The sequence below is a fragment of the Microbacterium sp. USHLN272 genome (assembly GCF_037149655.1).
In the GTDB taxonomy this organism is placed as follows: Bacteria; Actinomycetota; Actinomycetes; order Actinomycetales; family Microbacteriaceae; genus Microbacterium; species Microbacterium galbinum.
In genome coordinates, this window is record NZ_JBBCRA010000001.1 from 1,667,205 (window position 1) to 1,692,273 (window position 25,069).

General features: G+C 69.5%; 22 protein-coding genes. 8 read left to right on the forward strand and 14 right to left on the reverse strand.

The window, feature by feature from the left end:
• Positions 1–125 precede the first annotated feature (125 nt).
• Positions 126–1,013, forward strand: coding sequence for an aldose 1-epimerase family protein (locus WFJ97_RS08005; protein ID WP_336641080.1), 888 nt, complete (start codon positions 126–128; stop codon positions 1,011–1,013).
• A gap of 108 nt (positions 1,014–1,121) precedes the next feature.
• Here the strand turns inward: WFJ97_RS08005 and WFJ97_RS08010 are convergent, their stop codons facing one another.
• The 4 genes from WFJ97_RS08010 to WFJ97_RS08025 form a co-directional block, all read right to left on the reverse strand.
• Positions 1,122–4,358 (reverse strand): efflux RND transporter permease subunit, encoded by a 3,237-nt coding sequence (locus WFJ97_RS08010; RefSeq protein ID WP_336641081.1) that lies wholly within the window; start codon positions 4,356–4,358, stop codon positions 1,122–1,124.
• A gap of 9 nt (positions 4,359–4,367) precedes the next feature.
• Positions 4,368–4,985: a TetR/AcrR family transcriptional regulator gene (locus WFJ97_RS08015; protein ID WP_336641082.1), complete on the reverse strand. Its 618-nt coding sequence runs from the start codon at positions 4,983–4,985 to the stop codon at positions 4,368–4,370.
• A gap of 75 nt (positions 4,986–5,060) precedes the next feature.
• Positions 5,061–5,423, reverse strand: coding sequence for a fluoride efflux transporter FluC (locus WFJ97_RS08020; protein WP_336641083.1), 363 nt, complete (start codon positions 5,421–5,423; stop codon positions 5,061–5,063).
• Complete coding sequence (locus WFJ97_RS08025; protein ID WP_336641084.1) at positions 5,420–5,815, reverse strand: fluoride efflux transporter FluC; 396 nt, start codon at positions 5,813–5,815, stop codon at positions 5,420–5,422. The genes WFJ97_RS08020 and WFJ97_RS08025 overlap by 4 nt, the downstream gene beginning before the upstream one ends.
• A gap of 85 nt (positions 5,816–5,900) precedes the next feature.
• Here WFJ97_RS08025 and WFJ97_RS08030 point away from each other — a divergent pair, with 85 nt between their 5' ends.
• The gene (locus WFJ97_RS08030; RefSeq protein ID WP_336641085.1) at positions 5,901–7,430 is read left to right on the forward strand and encodes an FAD-dependent oxidoreductase; all 1,530 of its coding nucleotides are present in this window, start codon (positions 5,901–5,903) and stop codon (positions 7,428–7,430) included.
• An 86-nt stretch (positions 7,431–7,516) separates the two neighbouring features.
• Here the strand turns inward: WFJ97_RS08030 and WFJ97_RS08035 are convergent, their stop codons facing one another.
• The 3 genes from WFJ97_RS08035 to WFJ97_RS08045 all read right to left on the reverse strand — a co-directional run bounded on the left by WFJ97_RS08035 (position 7,517) and on the right by WFJ97_RS08045 (position 9,809).
• Positions 7,517–8,326, reverse strand: coding sequence for a nitroreductase family protein (locus tag WFJ97_RS08035; protein WP_336641086.1), 810 nt, complete (start codon positions 8,324–8,326; stop codon positions 7,517–7,519).
• Positions 8,327–8,330: 4 nt separating this feature from the next.
• Positions 8,331–8,714, reverse strand: a complete 384-nt coding sequence (locus tag WFJ97_RS08040; protein WP_336641087.1) for a hypothetical protein — start codon at positions 8,712–8,714, stop codon at positions 8,331–8,333.
• Between the two features lie 315 nt (positions 8,715–9,029).
• Positions 9,030–9,809: a MerR family transcriptional regulator gene (locus WFJ97_RS08045; RefSeq protein WP_336641088.1), complete on the reverse strand. Its 780-nt coding sequence runs from the start codon at positions 9,807–9,809 to the stop codon at positions 9,030–9,032.
• A 167-nt stretch (positions 9,810–9,976) separates the two neighbouring features.
• Here WFJ97_RS08045 and WFJ97_RS08050 point away from each other — a divergent pair, with 167 nt between their 5' ends.
• The 3 genes from WFJ97_RS08050 to WFJ97_RS08060 all read left to right on the forward strand — a co-directional run bounded on the left by WFJ97_RS08050 (position 9,977) and on the right by WFJ97_RS08060 (position 12,677).
• Positions 9,977–10,822 carry a DUF4097 family beta strand repeat-containing protein gene (locus tag WFJ97_RS08050; protein WP_247623607.1) on the forward strand — a complete coding sequence of 282 codons (846 nt, stop codon included), beginning with the start codon at positions 9,977–9,979 and terminating at the stop codon, positions 10,820–10,822.
• On the forward strand, positions 10,819–11,442 hold the full coding sequence (locus WFJ97_RS08055) for a PadR family transcriptional regulator (RefSeq protein WP_247623608.1): 624 nt from the start codon (positions 10,819–10,821) through the stop codon (positions 11,440–11,442). Before WFJ97_RS08050 ends, WFJ97_RS08055 begins: the two co-directional genes overlap by 4 nt.
• 581 nt (positions 11,443–12,023) lie before the next feature.
• Positions 12,024–12,677 (forward strand): CatA-like O-acetyltransferase, encoded by a 654-nt coding sequence (locus WFJ97_RS08060; protein ID WP_336641089.1) that lies wholly within the window; start codon positions 12,024–12,026, stop codon positions 12,675–12,677.
• An 83-nt stretch (positions 12,678–12,760) separates the two neighbouring features.
• On the opposite strand, the gene WFJ97_RS08065 is transcribed toward WFJ97_RS08060, so the two are convergent.
• The gene (locus WFJ97_RS08065) at positions 12,761–13,312 is read right to left on the reverse strand and encodes a universal stress protein (protein WP_336641090.1); all 552 of its coding nucleotides are present in this window, start codon (positions 13,310–13,312) and stop codon (positions 12,761–12,763) included.
• A gap of 147 nt (positions 13,313–13,459) precedes the next feature.
• Between WFJ97_RS08065 and WFJ97_RS08070 the strand changes: the two genes are divergently transcribed.
• On the forward strand, positions 13,460–13,645 hold the full coding sequence (locus tag WFJ97_RS08070; RefSeq protein ID WP_017204296.1) for a DUF3073 domain-containing protein: 186 nt from the start codon (positions 13,460–13,462) through the stop codon (positions 13,643–13,645).
• Positions 13,646–13,728: 83 nt separating this feature from the next.
• Positions 13,729–14,580 carry an MOSC domain-containing protein gene (locus tag WFJ97_RS08075; RefSeq protein WP_336641091.1) on the forward strand — a complete coding sequence of 284 codons (852 nt, stop codon included), beginning with the start codon at positions 13,729–13,731 and terminating at the stop codon, positions 14,578–14,580.
• 9 nt (positions 14,581–14,589) lie between these two features.
• On the opposite strand, the gene WFJ97_RS08080 is transcribed toward WFJ97_RS08075, so the two are convergent.
• The 4 genes from WFJ97_RS08080 to WFJ97_RS08095 all read right to left on the reverse strand — a co-directional run bounded on the left by WFJ97_RS08080 (position 14,590) and on the right by WFJ97_RS08095 (position 18,839).
• Positions 14,590–15,900, reverse strand: coding sequence for an MFS transporter (locus WFJ97_RS08080; protein WP_336641092.1), 1,311 nt, complete (start codon positions 15,898–15,900; stop codon positions 14,590–14,592).
• A 55-nt stretch (positions 15,901–15,955) separates the two neighbouring features.
• Complete coding sequence (purF, locus tag WFJ97_RS08085; protein ID WP_336641093.1) at positions 15,956–17,428, reverse strand: amidophosphoribosyltransferase; 1,473 nt, start codon at positions 17,426–17,428, stop codon at positions 15,956–15,958.
• Positions 17,429–17,434: 6 nt separating this feature from the next.
• On the reverse strand, positions 17,435–18,550 hold the full coding sequence (gene purM / locus WFJ97_RS08090) for a phosphoribosylformylglycinamidine cyclo-ligase (protein WP_247623615.1): 1,116 nt from the start codon (positions 18,548–18,550) through the stop codon (positions 17,435–17,437).
• 79 nt (positions 18,551–18,629) lie between these two features.
• A complete protein-coding gene (locus tag WFJ97_RS08095) occupies positions 18,630–18,839 on the reverse strand; it encodes a hypothetical protein (protein ID WP_247623616.1) in 210 nt (69 codons plus the stop codon).
• Between the two features lie 158 nt (positions 18,840–18,997).
• Between WFJ97_RS08095 and WFJ97_RS08100 the strand changes: the two genes are divergently transcribed.
• Positions 18,998–19,603 carry a zinc-binding alcohol dehydrogenase gene (locus tag WFJ97_RS08100; RefSeq protein ID WP_247623617.1) on the forward strand — a complete coding sequence of 202 codons (606 nt, stop codon included), beginning with the start codon at positions 18,998–19,000 and terminating at the stop codon, positions 19,601–19,603.
• 3 nt (positions 19,604–19,606) lie between these two features.
• Here the strand turns inward: WFJ97_RS08100 and WFJ97_RS08105 are convergent, their stop codons facing one another.
• Positions 19,607–20,014: a potassium transporter Trk gene (locus WFJ97_RS08105; RefSeq protein WP_336641094.1), complete on the reverse strand. Its 408-nt coding sequence runs from the start codon at positions 20,012–20,014 to the stop codon at positions 19,607–19,609.
• A 378-nt stretch (positions 20,015–20,392) separates the two neighbouring features.
• Entirely contained in the window at positions 20,393–24,994 is a 4,602-nt protein-coding gene (locus tag WFJ97_RS08110) for an HtaA domain-containing protein (protein WP_336641095.1), read from the reverse strand.
• Between the last annotated feature and the right edge of the window lie 75 nt (positions 24,995–25,069).

Genomic DNA, 25,069 nt, shown 5'->3' on the forward strand with positions numbered 1-25,069 from the left:
CATCGGCCCCTGGACTCACACTTCAAACAGGTAAAACGTCCGCGCGCTGCGCGGGTGTCCGAAGCCGACTTCCCCAGTGTACCCGCCGCACCTGAAAGACTCCCCCGCGGCCATACGATGGCGAGGTGAATCCCACCGGCATCCAGGTCTCCCTCCGTCGCGGCGACGTCACCGCGCAGATCGCCCAGGTCGGCGCCTCGCTGCGCGCGCTGCGCATCGGCGACGTCGACCTGATCTCCCCGTATCCGCTCGATCAGCCGACTCCGGGGTGCTCGGGCGTCGTTCTCGCACCCTGGCCCAACCGCATCCGCGACGGCCGATGGAACGACGACGGCACCGACCGTCAGCTCGCGATCACCGAGCCGAAGTTCGGCAACGCCAGCCACGGACACCTGCGGTTCACCGCCTATGAGATCGAGCAGACGGATGCCTCGGCGACCCTGCGCGCGACGATCGTGCCGCAGACCGGCTACCCGTACCTCATCGAGACCTCGGTCACCTACGCCCTCACCGACGACGGCGTCGCGGTGACGCACACCCTCACGAACCGATCGGAAACCGCGGCCCCCGTCGCCCTCGGAACCCACCCGTACGTGACCATCGGCGATGTCGACGCGCACGACCTCGTGCTGCGCGTGCCGGCGTCGACCGCTTTCGAGACCGACGAGCGGATGCTGCCCACCGGCACCCGTCCGGTCGAGGCGGCCCTGCGCGACGGCATCCGCCTGGGCGATGCGAAGCTCGACACCGGTTTCACCGATCTCGCGCGCGACCCCGACGGACGCGTGCGGCACTCGCTGACCGCGCCCGATGGCCGCCGCCTCACGCTCTGGCAGGGTGAGGGTTTCGATTTCGTGCAGGTCTACACGGCGACGAACTACCCCGGCCACGATCTGGCCGTCGCGATCGAACCGATGACCGCACCCGCCGACGCGTTCAACAGCGGCCTCGGCGTCCGTCGCCTCGCTCCGGGCGAGACCTGGACCCTCGACTGGGGCATCTCGCTGGGCTGACTCTCCGGCAGACGCGTGCAATAACTCAGGACGATCAACCAGAAAGGCCCCGGATCCGACGCTTTCGCGTGGATTCGGGGCCTTTCGTCCTGAGTTAGGGACAGCGCATCACTGCGACAGCCAGGGGCGCTCGCGCAGTTCCCGGCGGCTGAGCGTCGCTCCGTGCGCAACGACCGACACCTCGGCCTCGGTGAGCTCCAGCTCGTCCACCGCCACCGCGGACCCCGCCGAACCCGCATCCGGACCCTCCGGCGCATCCGGGGCGGAGTCCGTCGGCGCGGCATCCGCTCCCCCGCCCTTGCGGGCCTGGCGCCGCTCCTTCGCACCCTCGACGAGGTTGTAGAGCGTCGGCAGCACGATCAGCGTGAGCACGGTCGACGAGATGAGTCCACCGATCACGACGATCGCCAGCGGCTGCGAGATGAACCCTCCGTGCCCGGTGATGCCGAGCGCCATCGGGGTGAGGGCGAGGATCGTCGCGAGCGCCGTCATGAGGATCGGCCGCAGACGCTTCTCCGATCCGGCCTGCACGGCGGCGACCGTCGACAGACCCTTCTCCCGATACTGGTTGACGAGGTCGACGAGCACGATCGCATTCGTCACCACGATGCCGATGAGCATCAGCACACCGATCAGCGAGGCGACACCGAGCGGCACGCCCGTGACGATCTGCAGCAGGATCGCGCCGGTGGCCGCGAACGGCACCGACACGAGCAGCAGCAGCGGCTGGCGCAGCGACTTGAAGGTCGCGACCATCACCACGTAGACGATGAGGATCGCGGCGAGCATCGCCAGACCCAGCTGCGAGAACGAGTCGGCCTGCTGCGAGGCGACGCCACCGATCTCGGCGGACGCGCCCGCGGGCAGGTCGACCGCGGCGAGCGCAGCGGAGACGGATGCCGTCGCCACCGCGAGATCGTCGGATGCCGGGGGCACGGTGATCGTGGCGGTGCGCTGCCCCTGCTCGGTGGTGATCGAGGTGGGGCCGTTGCGCTGCTCGACCGTGGCGATGTCGCTGAGCGCGACCGGGCCGAGCGGCGTCGGGATCGTCAGTTCGCGCAGCGCCTCGACCGTGGCCGGCGGCTCGGAGGTGACGAGGTACACGGTGAGTGCGGTGTCGTCGATCTCGACCGAGCCGAGCTGCTGCGGGCGCATCGTGTTCGACACGATCGCTCCGACGGCGACCTCCGAGAGCCCGCGCTGGGCGGCGCCCTCACGGTCGACGACCACGGCGATGTAGGGCAGGGCGGCGGCGAGGTTGTCGCTCACCTGATCGATGCCGTCACGCCCGTCGAGCTCGTCCATCACGGCGGTGGTCGCCGTGGAGAGGTCGTCGCCGTTCGAGGCCGAGACCGTGATCTCGATGTCGCTCGAGCCGAACCCGGCCGACGAGGCCACCGACACGTCGCCCACGTCGGAGAGACCGTCGATCGCGTCCTGCACATCGGCGCGCAGCTTCTCCTGGTCGGCGCTCTCATCGGTGAGCACCGAGTAGGTCACGCCCGAGGATCCGCCCGAGAACGCGTCGCGCACCGAGGAGCCGCTCGACCCGATCGAGGCCTGCACGTGCTCGATCCCGTCGATGCCGCTGAGTGCGTCCTCGACCTTGATCGCGGCATCGGACTTGGTCTCGAGGCTGGCCGTCGGGCCGAGGTCCTGCGTGATCGTCATGGTGTTCTGACCGGAGTCGCCGAGGAAGTTCTGCTTCATGAAGGGGGCCGCGGCGAGGGTCGCACCGAGCACGACGACGGCCAGCACGACGGTGACGCCCGAGTGCTTGAGCGTCCAGCCGAGGATCGGGCGGTACGCCTTCTGCAGGCGGGTGGGCGGAGCATCCTGGTGCTCGGGGTCGATGGCTGCGCCGTTCTCGTCGAGCAGCGGCTTGCCGGGCTTGAGGAACCAGTACGCGAGCACCGGCACGATCGTCAGCGAGACGAGGAGCGACGCGATCATCGCGATCGACACGGTCATCGCGAACGGCCGGAAGAGCTCGCCGACCATGTCGCCGACGAACACGATCGGCAGGAAGACGGCGACCGTGGTGATGGTGGATGCCGTGATCGCCATCGCGACCTCGCGCACCGCGAGCCGAATCGCATCGCCCTTGTCGGCGTCGCCGACGTAGTGCCTCTTGATGTTCTCGATCACCACGATGGAGTCGTCGACCACGCGGCCGATCGCGATCGTGAGCGCGCCCAGGGTGAGGATGTTCAGCGAGTACCCGAAGGCCTGCAGACCGATGAAGGTGACGAGCACCGAGGTCGGGATCGAGATCGCGGTGACGAGCGTCGAGCGCACCGACATCAGGAACAGCAGGATGACGAGCACGGCCATCACGAGTCCGAGCAGGCCCTCGACCGCGAGCGTCTCGATGGACTGCTCGATGAACGGCGCCTGGTCGAAGATCACGGTGAACGTGGCGTCGGGGAACGCCTCGCCGATCTCGTCGAGCGCGGCGATGACCCCGGCCGACACCTCGACGGTGTTCGCGGCGGGGAGCTTCGTGATCGAGATCGACAGCGCATCCTGGCCGTCGACGCGCGAGATCGAGCTGACCGGGTCGGACTCCTGGACGACGGTCGCGACGTCGCCGACGGTGAGGTCGGTGCCGACGAGCGGCAGAGCGGCGATCTCGTCGACCGAGGCGATCTTCGCGCCGGTCTGCACGGTGAGCGTCTCGCCGTTCTCGGTGATGTCACCGCCGGGGAACAGCGTGCCGTTCTGTTCGAGCGCGTCGCTGATCGCCTGGGTGCTCTGACCTGCGGCGGCGAGCGCCGCGACGTCCGGGGTGATGGTGATGCGCTGGCCGACCCCGCCGACGATCTCGGCGGCGTTCACGCCATCGACGTCTTCGAGCTCGGGGATCGCGACGGTCTCGAGCTCGGCTTGCGCGTTGTCGGCGTCGTCGAAGCCCGACACGGCGACCTGGATCACCGGGAGGTCGTTGATCGAGATCGCGAGCACCTGCGGGTCGATGTCTTCGGGCAGCGTCGACGAGATGCGGTTGATCGCCTGCTGCATCTTCTGCTCGGCGGTCGCGAGGTTCGTGCCGTACGTGAAGCTCGCCTGGATGATCGAGGCGTTGGTGGTGCTCGTGGCGGTGGTCGACTCGAGGTCGGGCACGCCCTGGATCGCCGCCTCGATCGGCGTCGAGACGTCGTTCTCGACGACCTCCGGCGAGGCGCCGGGGTAGGTGGTCATCACGACGAGCGCGGGCAGCTCGAGCGAGGGGATGAGTTCCTGCTTGAGGTTCGTGAGCGCGAGCCCACCGAAGACCGCGGCGACGATCGTGATCAGTGCGATGAGCGCGCGGTTCTTGAGGCTCAGGACGGCGAGTTTCGACAAGGTTGTTCCTCAGGGTGCTGTCTGTGCGGGTGCGAGGGAAGGTGCTGCGGGTGCGGATGCTGCGGGTGCGGTGCTGCCCGGGGTGAGTATCCCGGCGAGGCCGTCTCGGATGAGGCGCTCCTCGAGGGGGTCGTCGCTGATCTGGGCGTGCCAGAGTACGCCGTCGATGAAGACGGCTGCGGCCTTGGCCCTGTCCAGTCCGTGAACGGGGGCGATGAATTCGACGACCTGGTCGGACCAGCGCCGAGCCAGTTCGCGCACGCGCGGATCGTGCACGGCGGCGGTCACGACGGCCCGATCGGTCTCGAGGGCGCGGGCGTCGGCGAGGCTCTCGGTGATGAGTCTGGCCAGCGCCTCGGGCGTCACACCGACCGATTCGACGGCCTGACGGGTGGCCTCGATGCGCAATTCGATCTCGCGCACGAGGAAGCCGAGCGCGGCATCGCGCAGGTCGTCGAGGGTGTCGAAGTACTGGGTCGTCGCTCCGAGCGGAACGCACGCCCGGGCGGCGACCTTGCGGTGGGTGAGGGCGTCGACGCCGATCTCGACGATCAGCTCGGCGGCCGCTTCGACGATCTCGCGGCGGCGCGCTTCAGGGTCGCGTCTGCGCCGCGCTTTCGTCACCATCGGAGTCCTCCCGTACGTCCGTACATGTACATTTGTACATTTTTGGGGTGGGAGGAACCTGGGAGCGGATGCCGTCTACCGCAGCGCCGCGCCCAGCGCGAGCCCCGCGCCGGCGGCGAGGAGCCCCAGCACGAGCATCCCGACCGCGTTGAAGGCCGCCGCCCGACGTGCGCCGCCCCGCTGCAGTGCGACGGTGTCGAGCATCGCCGTACTGAAGGTCGTGTAGCCGCCGATCAACCCGGCCCCGATGAGGAAGAGCTGCTCCGGAAGCGCCGTCGTCACGAGCCCGAGCGCGAACGAGCCGGTGAGGTTGATGAGCAGGATGCCCCACGGGTACCGACGGCCCGCGAAGCGGGCGACGCCCTGATCGACGACGTACCGCAGCACGCTGCCCACACCTCCCGCGAGCGCAGCCGCGACGAACAGCAGCGGGCTCACGACGGGGCTCCCGCATCACGCACTCCCGCATCACGTCGGGGACGGCCGATGCGCAGCCCGGCCGCCGCGGCGACGAGGCCGAACACGAGCGACCCCACGGCGTACGCGGCACCCACGAGCGAAGCATCCGCCCAGAGTGCCAGCGTGCCCGTCATCAAGGTGCTGTACGTCGTGAAACCACCCAGGATGCCGGTGGCGAGGAACACGCGCAGATCCCTCGACGCGGGCAACCGCGCCGCGACGACGCCGATGAGGAACGCCCCGACGATGTTCGCGATGAGGATCGCGAAGGGGAATCCGCCGTGATCGGGGATCAGCAGCATCAGGGCCAACCGTGCCGCCGTACCGATCGTGCCGCCGGCCAGCACGAGGAGCAGGCGGCGGAGGGTCACGGCATCACGCTACTCCTCGCGAGGGCGCGCCGAGCACTTGTCAAGGGCGTGGGCGGTGCGGTGCGGGCCGCGTTGACTGGCCCGCATGAAGCCCCTGTGGAAGTCCGACGCCCCCGCTCCCCTCGGCACTCCCTTCGAGCCGGGCGCGCGTCACGACGTGGTGATCGTCGGCGCCGGGATCACGGGTCTCTCGACCGCCGTGATGCTCAGCCGCGCCGGGCTCGACGTCGCCGTCATCGAATCGGGCGATGTCGCCGAGCTCGCGACCGGCGGCAACACCGGCAAGCTCTCCCTCCTGCAGGGGAAGCGCCTGGCCGAGATCCGCGAGCACCATCCGGCCGCGCTCGTGCGCGCGTACGTCGAGTCGAACCGCGCGGGGATGGACTGGCTCACCGCCTTCGCCGACGGCGCCGACGTCTCGTACCTCCGTCGCACCGACCACTCGTACGCCCAGGGCCGCAGCGGACTCGAGACCCTCGAGGCGCAGCACGCCGCCGCGCAGGAAGCAGGCCTGCCGACGCGGATGCTCGCGGCCGGCGACCTCGGCGCGCTTCCGTTCGCCATCGCCGGGGCGGTGGCTCTCGACGATCAGGTGACGATCGATCCCGTCGAGGTCGCGGATGCTCTGGCCCGCGTCTTCCTCGCCGCGGGCGGCACGCTGCACACCGGCATCCGCGCCACCGGGGTGCGGGTGATCCCCGAGACGCACGTGAAGACCGCCGCCGGACCCATCTTCGCCAAGGACGTCGTGCTGGCGACCGGCAGCGCCATCCTCGACCGCGGGCTGTATTTCACGAAGACGAACGGCATGCGGTCGTACTGCGTCTCGTTCCGCGTGCCGGGCGAGGTGCCCGCCGAGACGTTCCTCTCGGTGGACTCGCCCAGCCGATCGATCCGTCCGGTGGCGGATGCCGACGGCCCGGGCGGGATCGCCCAGCTCGTGGTGGGCGGGAACGGGCATCCGGTCGGACGATCCGACAGCGAAGAGGCGGCGGTCGAAGACCTCGTGCGGTGGACGCAGGAGCACTTCCCCGGCGCCGAAGAGACGCACCGCTGGTCGGCGCAGGACTACCAATCGCACAACCAGATCCCCTTCGTCGGCGCGATGCCGCGTGGCCTCGGCCGCATCCGCTTCGCGACCGGCTACGCGAAGTGGGGGCTGTCGAACGGCCCGGCAGCGGCGATCCGCCTGTCGTCCGAGATCCTCGGCACGCCGTGGCGCGAGCGACCGCACTGGATGACGACGATCGCCACGCGTATGACGGTTCCCGCCGATCTCGCCCAGGGCGCGCAGGAGGGCCTCGAGGTCGGCAAGGAGGCGGTGAAGGGATGGACGGATGCCGAGACCCATCCCGTGCCGGTACCGCGCCCCGCCGAGGGCGAGGGCGTCATCGCGAACCGCGCCGGTCTCCCAGTCGGCGTCTCGACCGTCGACGGCGTCACGCGCGCGGTCGACGCCGTCTGCACGCATCTGGGCGGAGTGCTCGCCTGGAACGACGCCGAGTGCACGTGGGACTGCCCGCTGCACGCCTCGCGCTTCGCCGCCGACGGCACGCGCATCGAGGGCCCGGCGCTGAAGGACCTCCGCGAGCTCCCCCGCACCGGCCGGCGCTGACGCGCCCCCTGCATCCGCTGAGGGGTCAAGACACGCCGCATCGGATGCCGCGGGAGCGGCGTGTCTTGACCCCTCAGCGGGTGGAATCAGTCCGCGTGCGGGGGCGCGGCATCCCACCCCTGTTGCGGCGTCTCGCAGTCCTCGCGGAAGACGTACTGCGAGGCGAGCTTTCGCTGACTGCTCGACCAGTCGATCGCCGGGCGGCGCTGCTCAGGCGGCAGGTAGCCGAGCCGGTACACGGCCATGAGCTCGAGCTCGTCGGGCACGCGCAGCAGCCGCACGATCTCGTCCCACCGCCCCGGAACCTCCATCGGGAACGAGATGAACTGGATACCCATCCCCAGCTCGACCGTCGTGAGCCAGATGTTCTCCATCGCGGCGCCCATGCTGAACACCGAGTAGAACGACGAGAGCTGCCCGGGTCGGTACTCGCTGCGGTCGAGCATCACGCCCAGCAGCAGCGGCGACCCGGCGACGAGCTTGCGGTTCTCCTCGCCCAGCGTCTTCGGAACGCCGAACGTGTTCATGAGTTTCTGCCCGCGCTTGGTGAACACCTGGCTCGTGAAGGGGCGCAGCGCCGCGGGCAGCTTGTCGAACAGCATCCCGCTGCGCTTCTCGTCCATCTCGGCCTGGCTGAAACGGAAGTACGGCTTGTAGCGCTCGAAGAACGTGCCGTTCGACATCGCCTCGGTCATGCTCTCGCCCGAGATGCGCGAGATCTGCGCGATCGTGTCGGGGTTCTCGATCACGACGAACCGCCACGGCTGGCTGTTCAGCTGCGAGGGCGCACGCCCGGCGGCCTCGAGCAGGATGCGCTGGTGCTCCTCGCTCACCGGATCGGGCAGGAATCCGCCGTTGGTGGTCTTGCGGCGGCGGATGGCGTCGAGCAGTTCCATGGGGTCACTTCCGGTCGGCGGACGGCACGCGCGAGCACACGACGCCCGCGACGATGAAGGGGGCGGCGGCCAGCGCGACGAGCGGATGCCGTGCGCTGTGCGTGCCGAGGTAGGGGATCGCCGCGAGCGGCGCGGCAGCGGGGAGCAGGGCGAGGGCGGCGCGACGGCTCGCGCGGCGCGGGCGCGCCCACAGACCGGCGGCGATGGCTCCGCCGGTGGTGACGCACGTCGCGATGTAGAGGGCGTGGTGCACCCACCGGAAGTTCCGCGTGTCGATGACCTTCGCGGCCACGGCGGTGCCGAGCGCGGCATTGGCCCCGTAAGCGGATGCCGCGACGACGAACAGCGGTGCGGCCGTGCTCCGCCGCCGCCTTCGCCTCCACGTCATGCCCCGACCTTACGCCCGCGCCCCCTCCGCCGAGCCACCCCTTGCGCGCGAAACACCCCTGTGGGTACGGCACCCTCCCGGTTTCTGAGCGAGCGCAGCGAGACGAAGGGCCCCCGCGCGCAGCAGCGGAGGAGAACTCACCCTCCGCAGGAGGCATCCGCCGTTTCGATCCTGCCGAACGCGAGAAATCCTCCCGAACGGATGCCGTGGGGCGGCCCTTTGACTGATCTCATCTCATCTCGTCGCTTCGCTCCTCGGTCAGGGACCGGCTGGTGAAACCGGTCCCTGAGCGAGCGGAGCGAGACCGAGGGCGGCCTACAGATTCGCCTCCGCGTGCACGCGGAGCGCGTCGCGGACGAACTCCGCGCCGTGGGTGCCACCCGACGAGGTGGCGTAGTTCGCGCCGAAGCGCGGGTCGGCGACGTACATCTCGCCGAGTCCGAGCACGTATGCGCGGACGTCACCGTCGGGGGCGGATGCCGGCGTCCCAGGCACTTGCATCAGCCACTCGACGTGGCGGCGGGCGAGAGCCTGCGCCTCATCGGATGCCGGGTCGATGCCGCTCTCGGCGGCGGCGATCCAGTCTCGACCGAGGTCGGCGACCCTCTGCTTCCAGTCGGTGCGCTCGGCATCCGTCATGCTCCGCCACCAGCGGTCGCCGTCGCCGTAGGCCTTCGCGCCCCAGCGCTGCTCGACCTCGTCCTTGTACTGCGTGTGGTCGAAGCCGTCGAACATGTTCTCTGCCATGAGTTCTTCACCTCCTCTCAGAGCGTCGATGGTGGATTCGACCGACGCGATCTGTCGCGCCAGTCGGGTCTGCTCCTCGCGCAGCAGCGCGAGGTGAGTTTCGAGAGCGGATGCCTCGGCGCGCTGGCGAGCCAGCACCTCCGCGATCTGCGGCAGCCCGAGTCCGAGCTCGCGCAGCAGCAGGATGCGCTGGAGGCGCACGAGGGCGGTCTCGTCGTAGTGGCGGTAGCCGTTCGCCGCGATGCGCGTCGGCGCCAGCAGTCCGATGTCGTCGTAGTGACGCAGGGCTCTGCTGGTCGTGCCGGCGAGGCGGGCGATCTCCTGGATCGACCAGTCCCGACTGCTCATGCGCTTCTCCTTCCGTGTGGATGTCTCCACCGTAGAAGTTGACGTCGCGTCAATGTCAAGCGGCCCGCTAACCCGAGAGTTTCCCAACCTCTTGACAATGTCGAGATATATCGTGTTATGTTTCTCGAACACGATATATCTCGATCCTCGAACCAGGAGAAGCAGACATGACCGAGAAGTGGCTCATCGCCCCCGGCGAAGAACGCGTCATCGACATCGAATCCGTGACGCGCCTCAAGGTCGGCCTCGTCGGCGGACAGGTCGACGTGATCGCACACGACGAACCCGGCATCCGCATCGAGGTCCACGGCGTCACCACCAAGGACCTCCGCATCGAATCCCACGACGGCGAGGTCGAGATCGACCACCCGCAGCTCGGCTGGGACAACTTCCTCGAGGTGTTCCGCAACTTCGGCAGCGGGGGGCCTCGCGCCGAGGTGAGCGTGGCCGTGCCCCGCTCGATCGCGCTGAACCTCGGCGTCGTCAGCGCCGGCGCCCTCGTCTCCGGCATCCGCAACGATGCTCGCCTCAGCACCGTCTCGGGCGACCTCATCGTCGACACCCTGATCGGCGACCTCACCGTCAACACCGTCTCGGGCGACGTGCAGGTGCGCGGTCTCACCGGCTCGATCAACGCGAACAGCGTGTCGGGCGACGTGGCCGTCACCGGTGTCGTGCGCAAGGCGACCGTCGACATCGTCTCGGGCTCGACGACCGTCGACGCCGCCGGTGATGTGAACACCATCTCGGTGAACTCGGTCTCGGGAGGCACCACGGTGCGCCTCGACGAGTCGCTCGCCGCGAACTACGTCATCCGTTCGCTCAGCGGACGCCTGCTCATCGACGGCATCGAGCGCAGCTCCTCGGGGCCGAGCAACTACACCGGCACCAAGGGCGAACTCGCCGGGCGCTTCGTCGACCTGCGGGTGAACTCCGTCTCGGGCGGCGTCACGGTTCTGCGCCGCACCCCCGAGTCGATCACGAACGACGCGGAATGGGAGGAAGAGGCATGACCCCCGCCGTCTTCTCGCACGGCGACCTGCGCCTGTACCTGCTGTCGCTGCTCGCCGAGTCACCGCAGCACGGCTACGGCATCATCCAGGCGCTCACCGATCGCACCGGCGGCACCTACACCCCGAGCGCCGGCACCATCTACCCGCGCCTCGCGAAGCTCGAGGAAGAGGGGCTCGTCACGAAGACGGTCGACGGGCGCACCACGATCTACGCGATCACCGACGAGGGACGCGCCGAACTCGCCTCCCGAGAGAACGACCTGGCCGGGATCGAGTCCGGGCTCGCCGACTCGGTGCGCCTCATCGCGAACGAGGTGCGTCAGAGCGTGCAGGACGCGATGAAGACCCTCCGGGCCGACCTCGCCTCCGCTGCGCACGACGAACGCCAGTCGGCGAAGAGCCGCCCGCGCTCGGCATCCGATGACACCCGGGTGACGAGCCGCGAGGAGATGCACCGGGCGGATGCCGTGATCAACGCGTTCCGTGCACGCATCCGCACCGATCTGCGCACGCACGTGGCGCAGGGCGGCGCGCTCCCCGCGAACGTGGTGACCGATCTCGAGAACGCCCTCGACGCCGCCGCCCGCGCGGTCACGGTCGGCATCTCGACGACCCGCTAGGCCGCCTACCAGGTCGACAGGCTCAGCGCTGGGTCGCTGAGCCTGTCGAAGCGCCCCGCCCCGTCTCCCCGTTCATAACTCCGGAGAAACTCGCCGTTCCCTCCTCGAACGGTCGGAATCGGCCGGATTCGACCTCGGTTCTGAGGAGTTATGCACGCCGCTGCCCCACTGACCTTGGGCGGCGAGGCAGTGGCGTGACGGAAGAGAGCTCCGCGGATCCCGAACTGGCGATGGCTTCGCGCAGCGCCTCCAGCCGCCTGCCAGCAGCGCTTCCCCGAAGAACGCGAGGCTGTCCTCGTCGCCGTTCTCGACGCGCTTGAACGCCTTGGTAATGATGAAGCTCGTGGCCCCGTCGCGGTGCGGCGCCACGATGGCGTACTGCATCACCTCCGGCAGTTCGAACTCGGGGGGTCCGCGATGACCCACCGGAAGCCGAACCCACGAACGAGTACCTCGCCGGCGTAGAAACCCGACGTTCCGAGTCGGAGAGACATCACCCAGGACTGTGGTTCACACGTAGGCGGCGCCACGGCTCACTCCCGATCACTCCAGGCACAACGCGCCGATGAGAGGATGACGGCATGAGCACTCTCCGTCCGATCGATGTCGATTCGTGGCCGCGCGCCGAGCACTTCCGGCACTACTCGACCGACGTCCCGTGCACGTATGCCGTCACGGTCGAGCTCGATGCGACGCGGCTCACGGCGGCGATCCGCAACGCCGCGCGCAAGACATATCCGACACAGATCTGGGCCCTTGCTGATGCGGTCAACCGCCACGAGCAGTTCCGGATGGGCCTGACCGCCGACGGCGCACCCGGCATCTGGGACGTCGTGCACCCTGCGTTCACCGTGTTCAACCCCGAACGCGAGACGTTCGCGAGCGTGTGGACGCCGTACGATCCCGACTTCGCGACCTTCCACGAGCACGCCGTCGACCTCCTGAGCACGCACCGCTCGGCGACGGAGATGTTCCCGCAGTCCGATACGCCGCCCAACACCTTCGACGTCTCGAGCCTGCCGTGGACGACGTTCACCGCGTTCTCACTGCAGATCAAGGATGCCGGGACGCATCTCCCGCCGATCTTCACCCTCGGCCGCTACGTCGAGCGCGCGGGCCAAGTGATCCAGCCCCTCGCGATCCAGATCCACCACGCGGCAGCGGACGGCTTCCACACCGGCCGCCTCGTCGATGACCTCCAGCGGCTGTTCGACGACCCGAGCTGGGTCGGCTGAGACGCTCCGGTCGCGCGAACGGTCGGCATAAGCGCTCATAACGACCGCTCGTGCGACCGGAACGCCGATCCAGTGCCGGAGACCTACTCCGCCGCCTCCGGCCAGATCTCCTTCTGGGAGTCGGGCACGAGGTCGCCGAGCGGCACGACGAGGATCGACCGGTGCTGACGGTGCGCCAGGCGAGCGGCGACCGATCCGGTGAAGAATTCTCGGATGCTCTCGCCGATGCCCCGCTTGCGGGTGCCGATCACGATCAGCTGCGCGTCGAGCTTGTGCGCCAGCTGCTTGATCGCGAGCGCCGGGTCGCCGACGAGCTGACGGGCGGTCCAGGTGATGCCCGAGGCGTCGAGGGCCGGGGCGACCGCCGCCTGCACGGCTTCGAATTCGGCCGCACCGGCGTCGAAGTTGATGTCGATGGGGGCCGAGTGCACGTAGCCGTCGGGGTCCTCATAGGTGACGAAACGCGTCACGTCGACGTGGGCGACCACGAGGGGCACGCCGAGCAGTCGGGCGTAGCGCACGGCTTCGTCGACCACGCGGCCGTCCTGGTGCGGCTGCACTCCGACGATCACGGCCTTCTGCAGAGCCTGGTTCTGCGCCGCTTCGTCGGAAGGCGTCGAGGTGTGGTCGGCCATGAGATCGCTCCGTTCACCAGCCCGGCTGAGGCCAGGGGGTCTGACCCGCGTGCTATTCTGAATGCTACTCTTACCGGCTTCGAACCGGTGTCGTGAATGCCGCGGGACCTGACCACCCGCCGCTTAACTCGTGAGGGGGTCTCGCGCATGGGCCGTGGCCGTCAGAAGGCGAAACACACAAAGATCGCCCGCGAACTCAAGGCGTACAGTCCGTCGGTGAACTACTCCGCGCTCGAGCGCGAGCTGGCTCACCCGACCGACGAAGATGCCTACGTCGACAAGTGGGCAGATGACTACGCCGACGAAGACGAGGACGAACTAGAGAAGGCCTGACCGCCCCTCTGTTCGACTTCTCCCCCGTATGACCTACGGGGGTTTCGTCGTACCCGGGTGACACGATCTGCGAGGATCGACGCATGCCCCATGTCGTCGCTCTCTACCGTCACCCGATCAAGGGCTTCACTCCGGAGTCGGTCGGGTCCCTGACCGTTCAGGCCGACGGACGGGTCGCGGGAGATCGCGTGCTCGCGTTCCGTTTCGCGGATGCCGCGACACCGGAAGAGCGCGACGGCCTCGAGCACTGGCCGAAGGCGAAGGGTCTCGCCCTGCAGGATTTCCCGGCGCTGGCCGCCCTGCGCACGCACTACGACGACGCCCGTGCACGAGTGCGGATCGAGCACGACGGCGCGGTGCTCGCGGAGGCGGGTCTCGACGGCGACGGACGCGCAGAGCTGACGGATGCCGTCACCGCGTTCGTGCGCGCGACGCGGGAGGGTCGACGCCTCGAGCGTCCCGGGCGACTCCCCCTCGTGCTGGTCGGTGACGGCGAGACCTCGCGCTTCCAGGACCGAGCCCGAGGCTACGTTTCTCTGCACAGCCGCGGCAGCGCGGAGGCATTGGGCGAGGCGGTGGGAACGGGGATCGACGATCGACGCTTCCGCTCGAACATCGTCATCGACGGGGTCGATGCGTGGGCCGAGCTGGACTGGGACGGCGAGGTGCGGATCGGCGACGTCACGCTGACCACGGAGGGACCGATCGTGCGCTGCCTCGCGACCCACGCGAACCCCGACACCGGCGAACGCGACGTCAAGGTGCTCACGACCCTCACCGGTGCGCTCGGACAGGACGAGCCGACGCTCGGACGCCTGTTCCTGCCGGTCACCCCGCCGAGCGACGAGAACGCGCCGGCGGGAGTCATCCGCGTGGGCGACGAGAACGCGCCGGCGGGAGTCATCCGCGTGGGCGACGAGGTGCACGTGCCCTGAGCGTCGAGCTCACCAGCGGCCGTGCCGCGCCTCCCACTCGTCTTCGATCGTGCGGCGGCGCCCGGCGACGAGACCCGCGGGGATCGACACGACGAGCACGCCGATGACGACCATCAACGGCACCTGCCAGCTTCCGGTGGTCTCGTGCAGCAGACCGATCAGCAGCGGGAAGACCGCGGCGATGCCGTAGCCGATGCTCTGCACGAATCCGCTCAGCGCGACGGCGCTCTCGGGCGTGCGCGCACGGATGCTCAGCAGCACGAGGCTCAACGGGAACAGGATCGCCGTGAGCCCGTAAATGATCGCCCACAGCGCCGGGGCGACCGTCGGCACGAGCAGCAGACCGCCGAGACCCACGACACCGCAGGCGACCGCGAACAAGAACAGCGGCCGCGTCGCCTGGAAACGCACGATGAGGATCGGCACCAGCAGCCCGCACGGGAGACCGGCGAGGGCGAAGAGCGAGAGCAGGAATCCGGCCGTCGCGGGGGTGACGCCGGCGATGTCGACGAGCATGGTCGGCAGCCAGGCGAAGGCGACGTAGGCCATGGTCGACGACGTGCCGAACACCAGCGCGAGCGCCCACGGCAACGGCATCCGCCACAGCCGGCCGAACACGCGCGGGCTGGCCGGCACGGTGGCGATGGGTCCGGTGGCGACGGCCGCGGCATCCGTCAGGTCGTCGACCCCGTCGGTCGGGTCGAGCACGACGTCGGCGGCACGAGCGGATGCCGTCGACGCGCGCCCGCGTTCACCGATCAGCAGCGCGATCCACGGCAGCAGCGCGAGCACCGCGAACCCGCCCCAGAGCCCGAGCGACACCCGCCAGCCGAGCGAGTCGGCGACCGGCACGGCGACGAGCGGCGGCACGAAGGTCGAGACCGCCATCATGGTCGAGTACAGCGTCATCATGACGCCGAGACGGTCGGGGAAGTACTTCTTCACCAGCGGCGGCAGCAGCACGTTGCCCGCGCCGACACCGGCGAACACGACCACGGTCGCGGCGAGCAGGCTCGTCGAATCGCCCGCGAAGCCGCGCAGCAGGAGTCCGAGCGACATCAGGGCGAGGGCGCCGACCGCGACGCGCTCGAGCCCGAAGCGCCGTTCGACGAGCGGGGTGACCAGCCCGAACACGGCGAAGCACACCGGCGGCGCGGCGCCGATGAGGCCGACGATCACGGGCGACACCGGGAAGTCGCGGGAGATGTGGTCGATCACCGGTGACAGCGAGGCGACCGCCGAACGCAGCGAGAACGCCACGAGCACGATCCCGATCAGCGCGAGAGCCCGCCCCTGCCAGAGCGGGCGTGGCACGGTCACGGCCCCACCCGGTTCCTGAGCGAGCGGAGCGAGACGAAGGGCCGCGACCCGCTCATCAGGAGGTCTGCGAGCTCTCCACCCAGGCCAGGTACTCGTCGCTCACGGTTCCGGTGACGTACCGGCCGTCGAAGCAGCTCATGTCGAGGTCGTCGACGACCGAGCCCTCGGTGATCGCGGCCTTCAGGTCGTCGACCTCCTGGTAGACGAGGTGGTCGCAGCCCAGTACCTCGGCGATCTCGGGGATCGTGCGACCGTGCGCGATGAGCTCGTGACGCGACGGCATGTTGATGCCGTAGACGTGCGGGTGCCGTACGGGCGGCGCCGCCGAGGCGAAGGTCACCGAGACCGCGCCGGCATCCCGCGCCATCTGGATGATCTCTTTCGACGTCGTGCCGCGCACGATCGAGTCGTCGATGAGCAGCACGTTCTTGCCCTGGAACTCGGTCGACATCGCGTTGAGCTTCTGGCGCACGCTCTTCTTGCGCACCGCCTGCCCCGGCATGATGAAGGTGCGGCCGACGTAGCGGTTCTTGTAGAAGCCCTCGCGGTACTCGATGCCGAGCTTGCGGGCGACCTCCATCGCGGCGGGGCGCGACGAGTCGGGGATGGGCATGACGACGTCGATCTTGTTCATCGGCACGTGCTTCGCGATGGTGTCGGCGAGACGGTCACCCATGCGCAGACGCGACTCGTAGACCGAGATGCCGTTCATGACCGAGTCGGGACGCGCGAGGTAGACGTACTCGAACGCGCACGGCGAGAGCTGCGTCTCGGCGGCGCACTGCTTGGTGTGCAGCTCACCCTCGGTCGTGATGAAGACGGCCTCACCGGGCTCGACCTCGCGCACGACCTCGTAGTCGCCGTTCTCGAGCACCAGCGACTCGCTCGCGACGACCCACTCGTCCTTGCCCTCGTTGCCGGGCACGGTCGACGGGCGACGCCCCAGGATCAGCGGGCGGATGCCGAAGGGGTCGCGGAAGGCGAGCAGACCGTAGCCGGCGATCACGGCGATGACGGCGTACGCGCCCTCGATGCGCTCGTGCGTGCGCTCGACGGCCTCGAAGACCCGCTCGGGGTCGAGGTCGACCGTCGAGGTGGTGTTCTGCAGCTCGCCTGCGAGCACGTTGAGCAGCAGCTCGGTGTCGCTCGACGAGTTGAGGTGGCGGCGATCGCGCTTCGCCATCTCGGCGGTGAGCTCACGCGTGTTGGTGAGGTTGCCGTTGTGGATGAGGATGATGCCATACGGCGCGTTCACGTAGAACGGCTGCATCTCCTCTTCGTTCGATGCCGTGCCCTTGGTCGCGTAGCGCACGTGACCGAGACCGACGTTGCCGAGCAGCGCACGCATGTCGCGGGTGCGGAACGCCTCGCGCACCATCCCCTGCGCCTTGGCGTTGTGCATGACGCCGTTCGCCTCTGCCGTGGCGATGCCCGTCGCATCCTGGCCGCGATGCTGCAGCAGGAGGAGAGCGTCGTAGATGTCCTGGTTGACCGGGGCCGTCCCCACCATTCCGACGATGCCGCACATGGGGTTTTACTTCGCTCCGTCCGCGTAGGCGCCCACGAGGCGCACCGCTCCACCGTCGACGCCCTTGGCGCCCTGTTCGAACTCTCCTGCCGGACGCCCGTCGAAACGCACCGTGCCGACCTGCCACGCGGGCATGCCCTCGGCCTGGAGCGCCGCGATCGCGGCATCCTTCGCGCTGTCGGAGACCACCGCGAGGAACCCGATACCCAGGTTCCAGGTGCCCTCCGCCGACTCGAGCGACGAACCGGCGATGTCGCTGAGCACGCGGAAGACCGGGCTCGGCGACCACGTGCTGCGGTCGACCTCGGCCCAGCTCCCCTGCGGGAGCACGCGGGCGAGGTTCGCCGCGATGCCGCCGCCGGTGACGTGGCTGAGCGCGTGCACCGCGCCCGGGATGGCGTCGATGAGACGCAGCAGGGGAAGCGTGTAGAGGCGGGTCGGCTCGAGCAGGGCCTCGCCCCACGTGCCGCCGAGGTCGGCCGAGTTGTCGCCGTACGAGATGCCGGCGCCCGTGATGATGTGACGCACGAGCGAGTAGCCGTTGGAGTGCAGACCGCTCGAGGCGATCGCGAGCACCGCGTCGCCGTCGGTCACGCGGTCGGCGCCGAGGATCGCATCGGCCTCGACGACTCCGGTCGCGGCACCCGCGACGTCGTAGTCGCGCGGACCCAGCAGACCCGGGTGCTCGGCCGTCTCGCCACCCACCAGCGCGGTGCCCGTCGCGGCGCACGCCTCGGCGATGCCGCGCACGATGTCGGCGATGCGCTGGGGGAAGACCTTGCCGCAGGCGATGTAGTCGGTCATGAAGAGCGGCTTCGCTCCCACCACGACGATGTCGTCGACGACCATGCCGACCAGGTCCTGGCCGATCGTGTCGTGCTTGTCGATCGCCTGGGCGATCGCGACCTTCGTGCCGACGCCGTCGGTGCTGGTCGCGAGCAGCGGGCGGCGGAAGTCGCGCAGCGCGCTCGCGTCGAAGAGACCGGCGAATCCGCCGACGCCTCCGAGCACTTCGGGGCCGTGCGTCGCCCGCACGGACGACTTCATCAGCTCGACGGCGAGGTCGCCGGCAGCGGTATCGACGCCGGCTTCGGAATAGGGATTGGTGGGGGAGGCAGCCACGCGTCCAGCCTACCGCCCGCCGGGCGTGCCGAGATGCGATCGGCTCCTGCGGAGGGAGGCGATCGCATCGGCGTCACCGTCAGCGCTGAGCGTCGTCAGCCCCGTCGACATCGTCGGCCGTGTCGCGTTCTCCTCCGGCATCCGCGGCGTCACCGTGCCGCGCGTCGCCTTCGCCGGTCACGCCCCAGGGCGCGGTCCCCGTCTCCATCCCGCTCATCGCTCCGGACTCTCCGTCGGCGCCGTCGGCTGCCGGGCCCTCGCCCGTGCGTTCGTTCTCCTGATTGCGCATCATCTCTTCCTCTCGTCCGCGGGCAGCGGATGGCCCACTTCCCCCGGTCTACGCCTCGACGGTCGAAAGGGCGCGCGGGTTGACGCGGCGCGCGGCAGCGGTTAGCACTGCTTCCCGGATTCTCACCCCGAGCGCGGCCACAGCCCTACGATGGGGCCATGGCCGACAAGCCGCAGTGGCTCATCCGCGAAGACGCGAGCGTTCCGGTGCTCGTCGCGCTCGCGCTGCGCCAGGCCCTCGGCATCCGCGTTCCCGACGATCTGCCGACTCTGCGCGACCTGCCGGTGCGCGCGCCGGATGCCGCCGACGCCACGTCGGCCATCGAGAAGCAGTGGCGCGACTACTGGGACATGACGGTCGAGCCGCGCGCACACCCCTCCGGTGTGCCCCTCGAACTGATCGACGGTTTCGACACGCTCGTGGCGCTGCCCGCATCCGGCGCGGAAGAACTCGGGGCGGGGATCGCCGCGCACGCGGCATCCGCTCTGCGTTACGCGCGCGCCGCGCACGACCGCTATGTGAAGTCGATGAAGAGCCACACCGGCGGTGACGCCTACCGGGCGTACGCCAGCGCGATCGCCGAGTTCGAGCGCGACATCGGCCGGCGGGCCCATTCGTTCGAGCTGAACGTGCAGGTGCTGCCGTTCTCGCAGCGCGGGATCTGGTGGATTGGTGATCTGACCGTCGCGGTGACCGACGGTCTGCGCCGAGACATCGTGGCGTTCGACTCGGCCATCCGGCCGGTCATCGCCGAACTGGCCTGAGGGTCAGTCGCGCTCGGGGGCGGGTGCGTCGGCGTCGGATGCCGCGGCTTCGGGTGCCACCTGCGCCTCGGGTGCCGTCTGCGCTCCGGGTGCCTCGTCGTGGATCTCGATGATCGTCTCGCGGTCGACGCGCACGACCCGGTCGTGCCGGCGGCCGGTGCGCTCCAGGATCAGCGCGACGACACCGCCGAGGGCGATCCCGATCGGCACCGTCCACAGCAGCAGGAATCCGAAGACCTGGCCGGGCGGGTAGACGACGTCGAGGGCCTGCGACTCCTCGAAGCTGCCGGTGAAGGTGAGGATGCCGGCGGCGATCACACCCAGCACGACACCGATACCCATGAACACGCCGTACCGCGGCACGTGGCGCACGGTCGCTTCGACGGTCTGCGGAGTCTCGGAGGAGGACATGCCCCCATTCTCCCACCGTTCCCTGCGGGCCGCGGCACGTCCTTCGTCTCGTCGCTCCGCTCCTCGCTCAGGAGCCGGGTGTCTGCGGCCCCTGAGACCCGGCTCCTGAGCGAGCGGAGCGAGACGAACGGCCACACGCAGCGGAGGAGAACTCGCGCTCCGCAGGAAGCATCCGCCGTTCTGACCCTGCGGAAGACGAGATCTCCTCCGTCACGGGAGGAGAACTCCACGTCGGGCGGATGCTTCGCCCAGAAACCTCCGCCCATCACCGAGAACTCCGCCCATCACCGCGTCGCTCCGCCCAACACGGAGCCCTCAGCCCGACGCCCCCACGACGAACCGCCCTCCCGCGATGCGGAAGGGCGGTTCGATCGGGTGTCAGACCTCGGTGGTCGTGACGGACGACTCGGCCGTCGAGCGGCTGCGGCGTCCGATGAGCACACCGCCCGTGCCGACGAGGGCAACGACGACGAGCCCGCCGACGATCCAGACCCAGACCGGCACGCCGCCCTGCTCATCCGCGACCTCGGTGACGGCGGTGACCGCGGTGGTCGCCTCCGACTCGGTCTCCTCGTCGTCGGCCGGGGCCGCGACTCCGCAGTCCGCACCGACGGGGATGACGGCGCTGACCGGGTCGAGCGCCTCGCTCGCGGCGTAGGTGCCGAAGGCGGCGGCACCGGCCTCGGTGAGCGTCGACGGGATGCCGTCGAGCGTGATCACTCCGTCGACCGCGGTGACGTCGGCCAGCGAGAAATCCGCGAACCGCACGTCCTTCAGGTCGATGGCCTCGCCGGACTGCGTGGTGCCGGTGACGTCGACCACGATGTAGCCGGTGTCGCCCGCGAGCTCGAGGCGGAAGTTCGCCAGCGTCGTGTTCAGCGCGCCGTCGTGGCCCGTGAAGTTGATGCTGCCGCCGTAGGTCACGAGGCCCGCGCCGCCCTCGTCGTCGTACGAGCCGGAGCCGTTCGACCACACGAAGTCGGGGTACTGGTAGACCACGTCGGTGAGCGTCCAGCCGCCCTTCGCGATGCCCTCGATGTAGGTGCGGAACGACTCCTTGTATCCCCAGTTCAGGCTCGCGCCCTCGACGGTGCAGGCGCCGATCACGACGGTCTCACGAGCCAGCGTGAAGACGAGTCCGCGGGTCACCGAGCCCTGGAGGGTGAGCGTGTGCTCACCGTTCTCGAGCGTGGCGGGCAGCGTGCCGGTCCACGTGGCGACACCGTTGGCGTCGGCATCCACCGTGCCGAGCGGGACGGGCGTCGAGTACACGACGACCTGGATGTCCTTCTCGTTCGGCTCGAAACCGGATGCCGTGATCGTCGCCGTCTTGCCCGACTGCAGGGCGGTGAGGTTCTCGTCGTCGATCTCGATACCGGTGGTCGCCGGAGGCGTGGCCGGGAGGGCCGCCTTCTTGACGACCGCCGCGGCCGCCGCGACGGTGCCGGTCGATCCGCTCGGAGCCGCGGCTGCGGAACCGATCGTGAACGTGACCGGGCTCAGAGTCGTCGAGTACCCCTGGAACACCTGGTTGACGCCGGCGGAGGTGATGGATGCCGGGGCCGAGGTGTAGGTGACCGCGCCGTTCGCCGTGGTCTTGCCCGCACGCGACAGGTCGAGCGTCGCGAACGGCACCTGGCTTCCGCCGTTGGTCACGTAGAGCGTCGCCGCATTCGCCGAGGTGAAGCGGATCTGCGGGTTGGCGACCGTGACATCGAGGATGCCGCCGTGACCGGTGAACCGGACCGCGCCCACGTAGGAGACCGCGCCGAGGCCGGTCGCGGGGTCGTAGGTGCTGCCGGTCGCCTGTCCGAACTGGAACAATCCGTCGGCGCGCGTGGCACCACCGGTGACCTCGATCGCGCCCTTGGCGATGTTGCCCGTGATGTAGCTCAGGAACGAGCTCGACACGTCCCAGCGCAGCGATCCACCGGGGACGGTCGCGACCGGAGCGGTCGGGGTGACCGGGGGCTTCGGGGGCTTCGGGGGCTGCGGCGGCTTCGGGCCGAAGATCTTGTCCCACTGCGCCTCGGTGACCGTCACCGTGCTGCGGGCGTAGATCGTCGATGCGGTCGGCATCGTGTGCTGCTGCCAGCTGATGACCTCGTACGTCTTGGTGCGGTCGAGCGCGCTCGCCGCCGCCGTGAGGTCGACCGAGTAGCCGCCGCCCGAGACGCTGCGCACGAACTGCATCGCGATGAAGCCGCCCTCGGCGGTGACGTCCGCCTCGGTGCCCTTCTCGATGAGCGCGACGTACGCACCCGTGATCGAGCCGTGCTTCGAACCGGTCGCCGTGACGGTCAGGCCGTTCTGGGCGGTCGCGGACGTCACCGCGGTCGTCACCTTCGGGCCGTCCAGGGGACCGAACACCGCATCCCACTGCGCAGACGTCACGTTCACGGCCTGACGCGCGTAGATCGTCGATGCGGTCGGGAGGGTGTGCTGCTGCCAGACGATGACCTCGTACGACTTCGACCGGTCAAGACCCGCCTTCGCCGCCACCAGATCGACACTGAACGCACCACCGGACACGTTGCGCACGAACTGCATCGCCGCGAACCCACCACCGGCGGTCACATCCGCCTCGGTGCCCGCCTCGATCAGCGCCACATACGCACCCGTGATCGACCCCAGGTTCGACCCAGACGCAGCGACCGTCAGACCCTCGGTCGACGCCACCGACACCGAACCCGACACCGTCGGGCTGCTCGGCGGGAACACCGTGTTCCACTGCGCATCCGACACCGTCACGGCCTGACGGGCATAGATCGTGGATGCCGTCGGAAGCGTGTGCTGCTGCCAGACGATCACCTCATACGACTTCGACCGGTCAAGACCCGCCTTCGCCGCCACCAGATCAACGCTGAACGCACCACCGGACACGTTGCGCACGAACTGCATCGCCGCGAACCCACCACCGGCGGTCACATCCGCCTCGGTGCCCGCTTCGATCAGCGCCACATACGCACCCGTGATCGACCCCAGCTGGGAGCCTCCGGCCGTGACGGTCAGACCGTCCTCGGTCGCCGCCTTCACCGTCGCGGTCGCGACGGGTGCCTCGGCGTAGTTCAGGGCGACGCTGCGCTCCTGCTCGGCGTTCACGACGCCGCCGGCGGCGTAGGTGTAGACACCGTACGCACCGGGCTTGGCCGCGGAGTCCTTCAGCGTGAGCGTCGCGGTGAACGTGCCGTCCGCCGCGATGTCGACCCACTGGCTGCGGATGGTCGGCTGGAATGCCTCCGGAACCTGGTTCAGCACGGTCTCGGAGAGCGCCCAGAGCTGAGAGCCGATCGAGCGGTTCGCAGAAGGAGCGGATGCCGACGGCTTCCAGTTCTCGGCGAAGTTGCCGAACACGACGTACGTGCCCTGCGGCAGATTCGCGGGGATCGGCACGCCTCGGCCGCCGACGTTCGCGGTCGGGCTGTATCCCGAGCCCTTCACGACGACCTTGTCCCCGGTCTTGAGAGCGGTGCCCTCGGCCGGGGTCACGCCGTCGGCCAGGAAGACCGAGATCGACGGGGCAGCCGGAACCGGCTTGACGATGTCCCACTGCGCCGTCGAGATCGTGACGGGCGTGCGCGCGAGCATGGTCTGCGCGTTCGGCAACGTGTGCTGCGTCCAGACGATGACCTCGTAGGTCTTCGTGCGGTCGAGAGCGGAGGCCGGAGCCGCGAGCGCGACCGAGAAGGCTCCGCCCGAGACGTTGCGCACGAACTGCATCGCCGCGAATCCGCCGCCGGCGGTGACGTTCGCCTCGGTGCCGGTCTCGATGATCGCGGCGTAGACGCCGGTCGCGGCGCCGAACAGCGTGCCGGTGACATTCGCCGTGATGCCCGCATCGCTGACGGCGAGGTCGGAGATGGCGACCTTCGGGGCCGGCGCGTAGTTGAGGGCGACGCTGCGTTCCTGGTCGGCGTTGCTCACGCCACCGGCACCGTATGTGTAGACGCCGTACGAGCCGGGGGTCGCCGTGGTGTCCTTGAGCGTCAGGGTCGCCGTGAACGAACCGTCGGCCGCGAGGGGCACCCACTGGCCGCGCACGGCGGCCTGGTACTGAGAGGGGACCTGGTCGAGCACGCTCTCGGCGAGCGCCCACGCCTGCACCGAACCCGAGCGGGTCGCGGCTGCGGCACCGGCGGACGGCTTCCAGTTCTCGGCGAAGTTGCCGAACACGACGTACGTGCCCTGGGGCAGGTTCGCGGGGATCGGAGCGCCACGGCCGCCGACGTTGGCGGTCGGGTCGTAGCCCGTACCCTTCACGACGACCTTGTCGCCGGCCTTGAGCGCGGTGCCGGCCGCGGGCGTGGTGCCGTCGGCGAGGAAGACGGAGATCGCGGCGGAAGCCGGAACCTCGGGCTCGGTCGGCGTCTCGGGCTCAGCGGGGGTCTCCGGCTCAGCGGGCGTCTCCGGCTCGGCGGGGGTCTCCGGCTCGGCGGGCGTCTCCGGCTCAGCGGGAGTCTCCGGCTCAGCGGGAGTCTCCGGCTCAGCGGGGGTCTCCGGCTCGGTCGCGGGCGGGAAGACGGCATCCCACTGCTCCGCGCTGATGGCGACATCGGCGCGGGCGTAGATGTTGGTGGCGTCCGGGATCGTGTGCTGCTGCCAGACGATGACCTCGTACACCTTGGTGCGGTCGAAGGCGGATGCCGCCCCCGCGAGGTCGACCGTGAAGCCGCCGTCGGTGACGGTGCGCACGAACTGCATGGCCGCGAATCCGCCACCCGCGGTCACGCCGCTCTCGCTGCCCTTCTCGATGACGGCGGCATAGGCGCCGGCCGTTCCCTCGGGAAGAGCGGATGCCGTGGCCCGCACCGTTACACCGGACGTATCGGCCACGGTGACGCTGGTGGTGACGACGGTATCGGCCGCGAGCGCGGGCTGAGCGACCGTGAGGCCGGTCACGACGAGGAAGAGCGATATCAGGGCAGCTATCGCCGCGCGGACGCGGCCTGTCGCTGTGGTGCTGGGTGCTGTGGAGTTCACGGTTTCTCTCCGGGCCCCGGGGTGCGCGGGCACGCACGCCGGCGGTGCCGCTATGCAGTCGGGCGAAGGGATTAG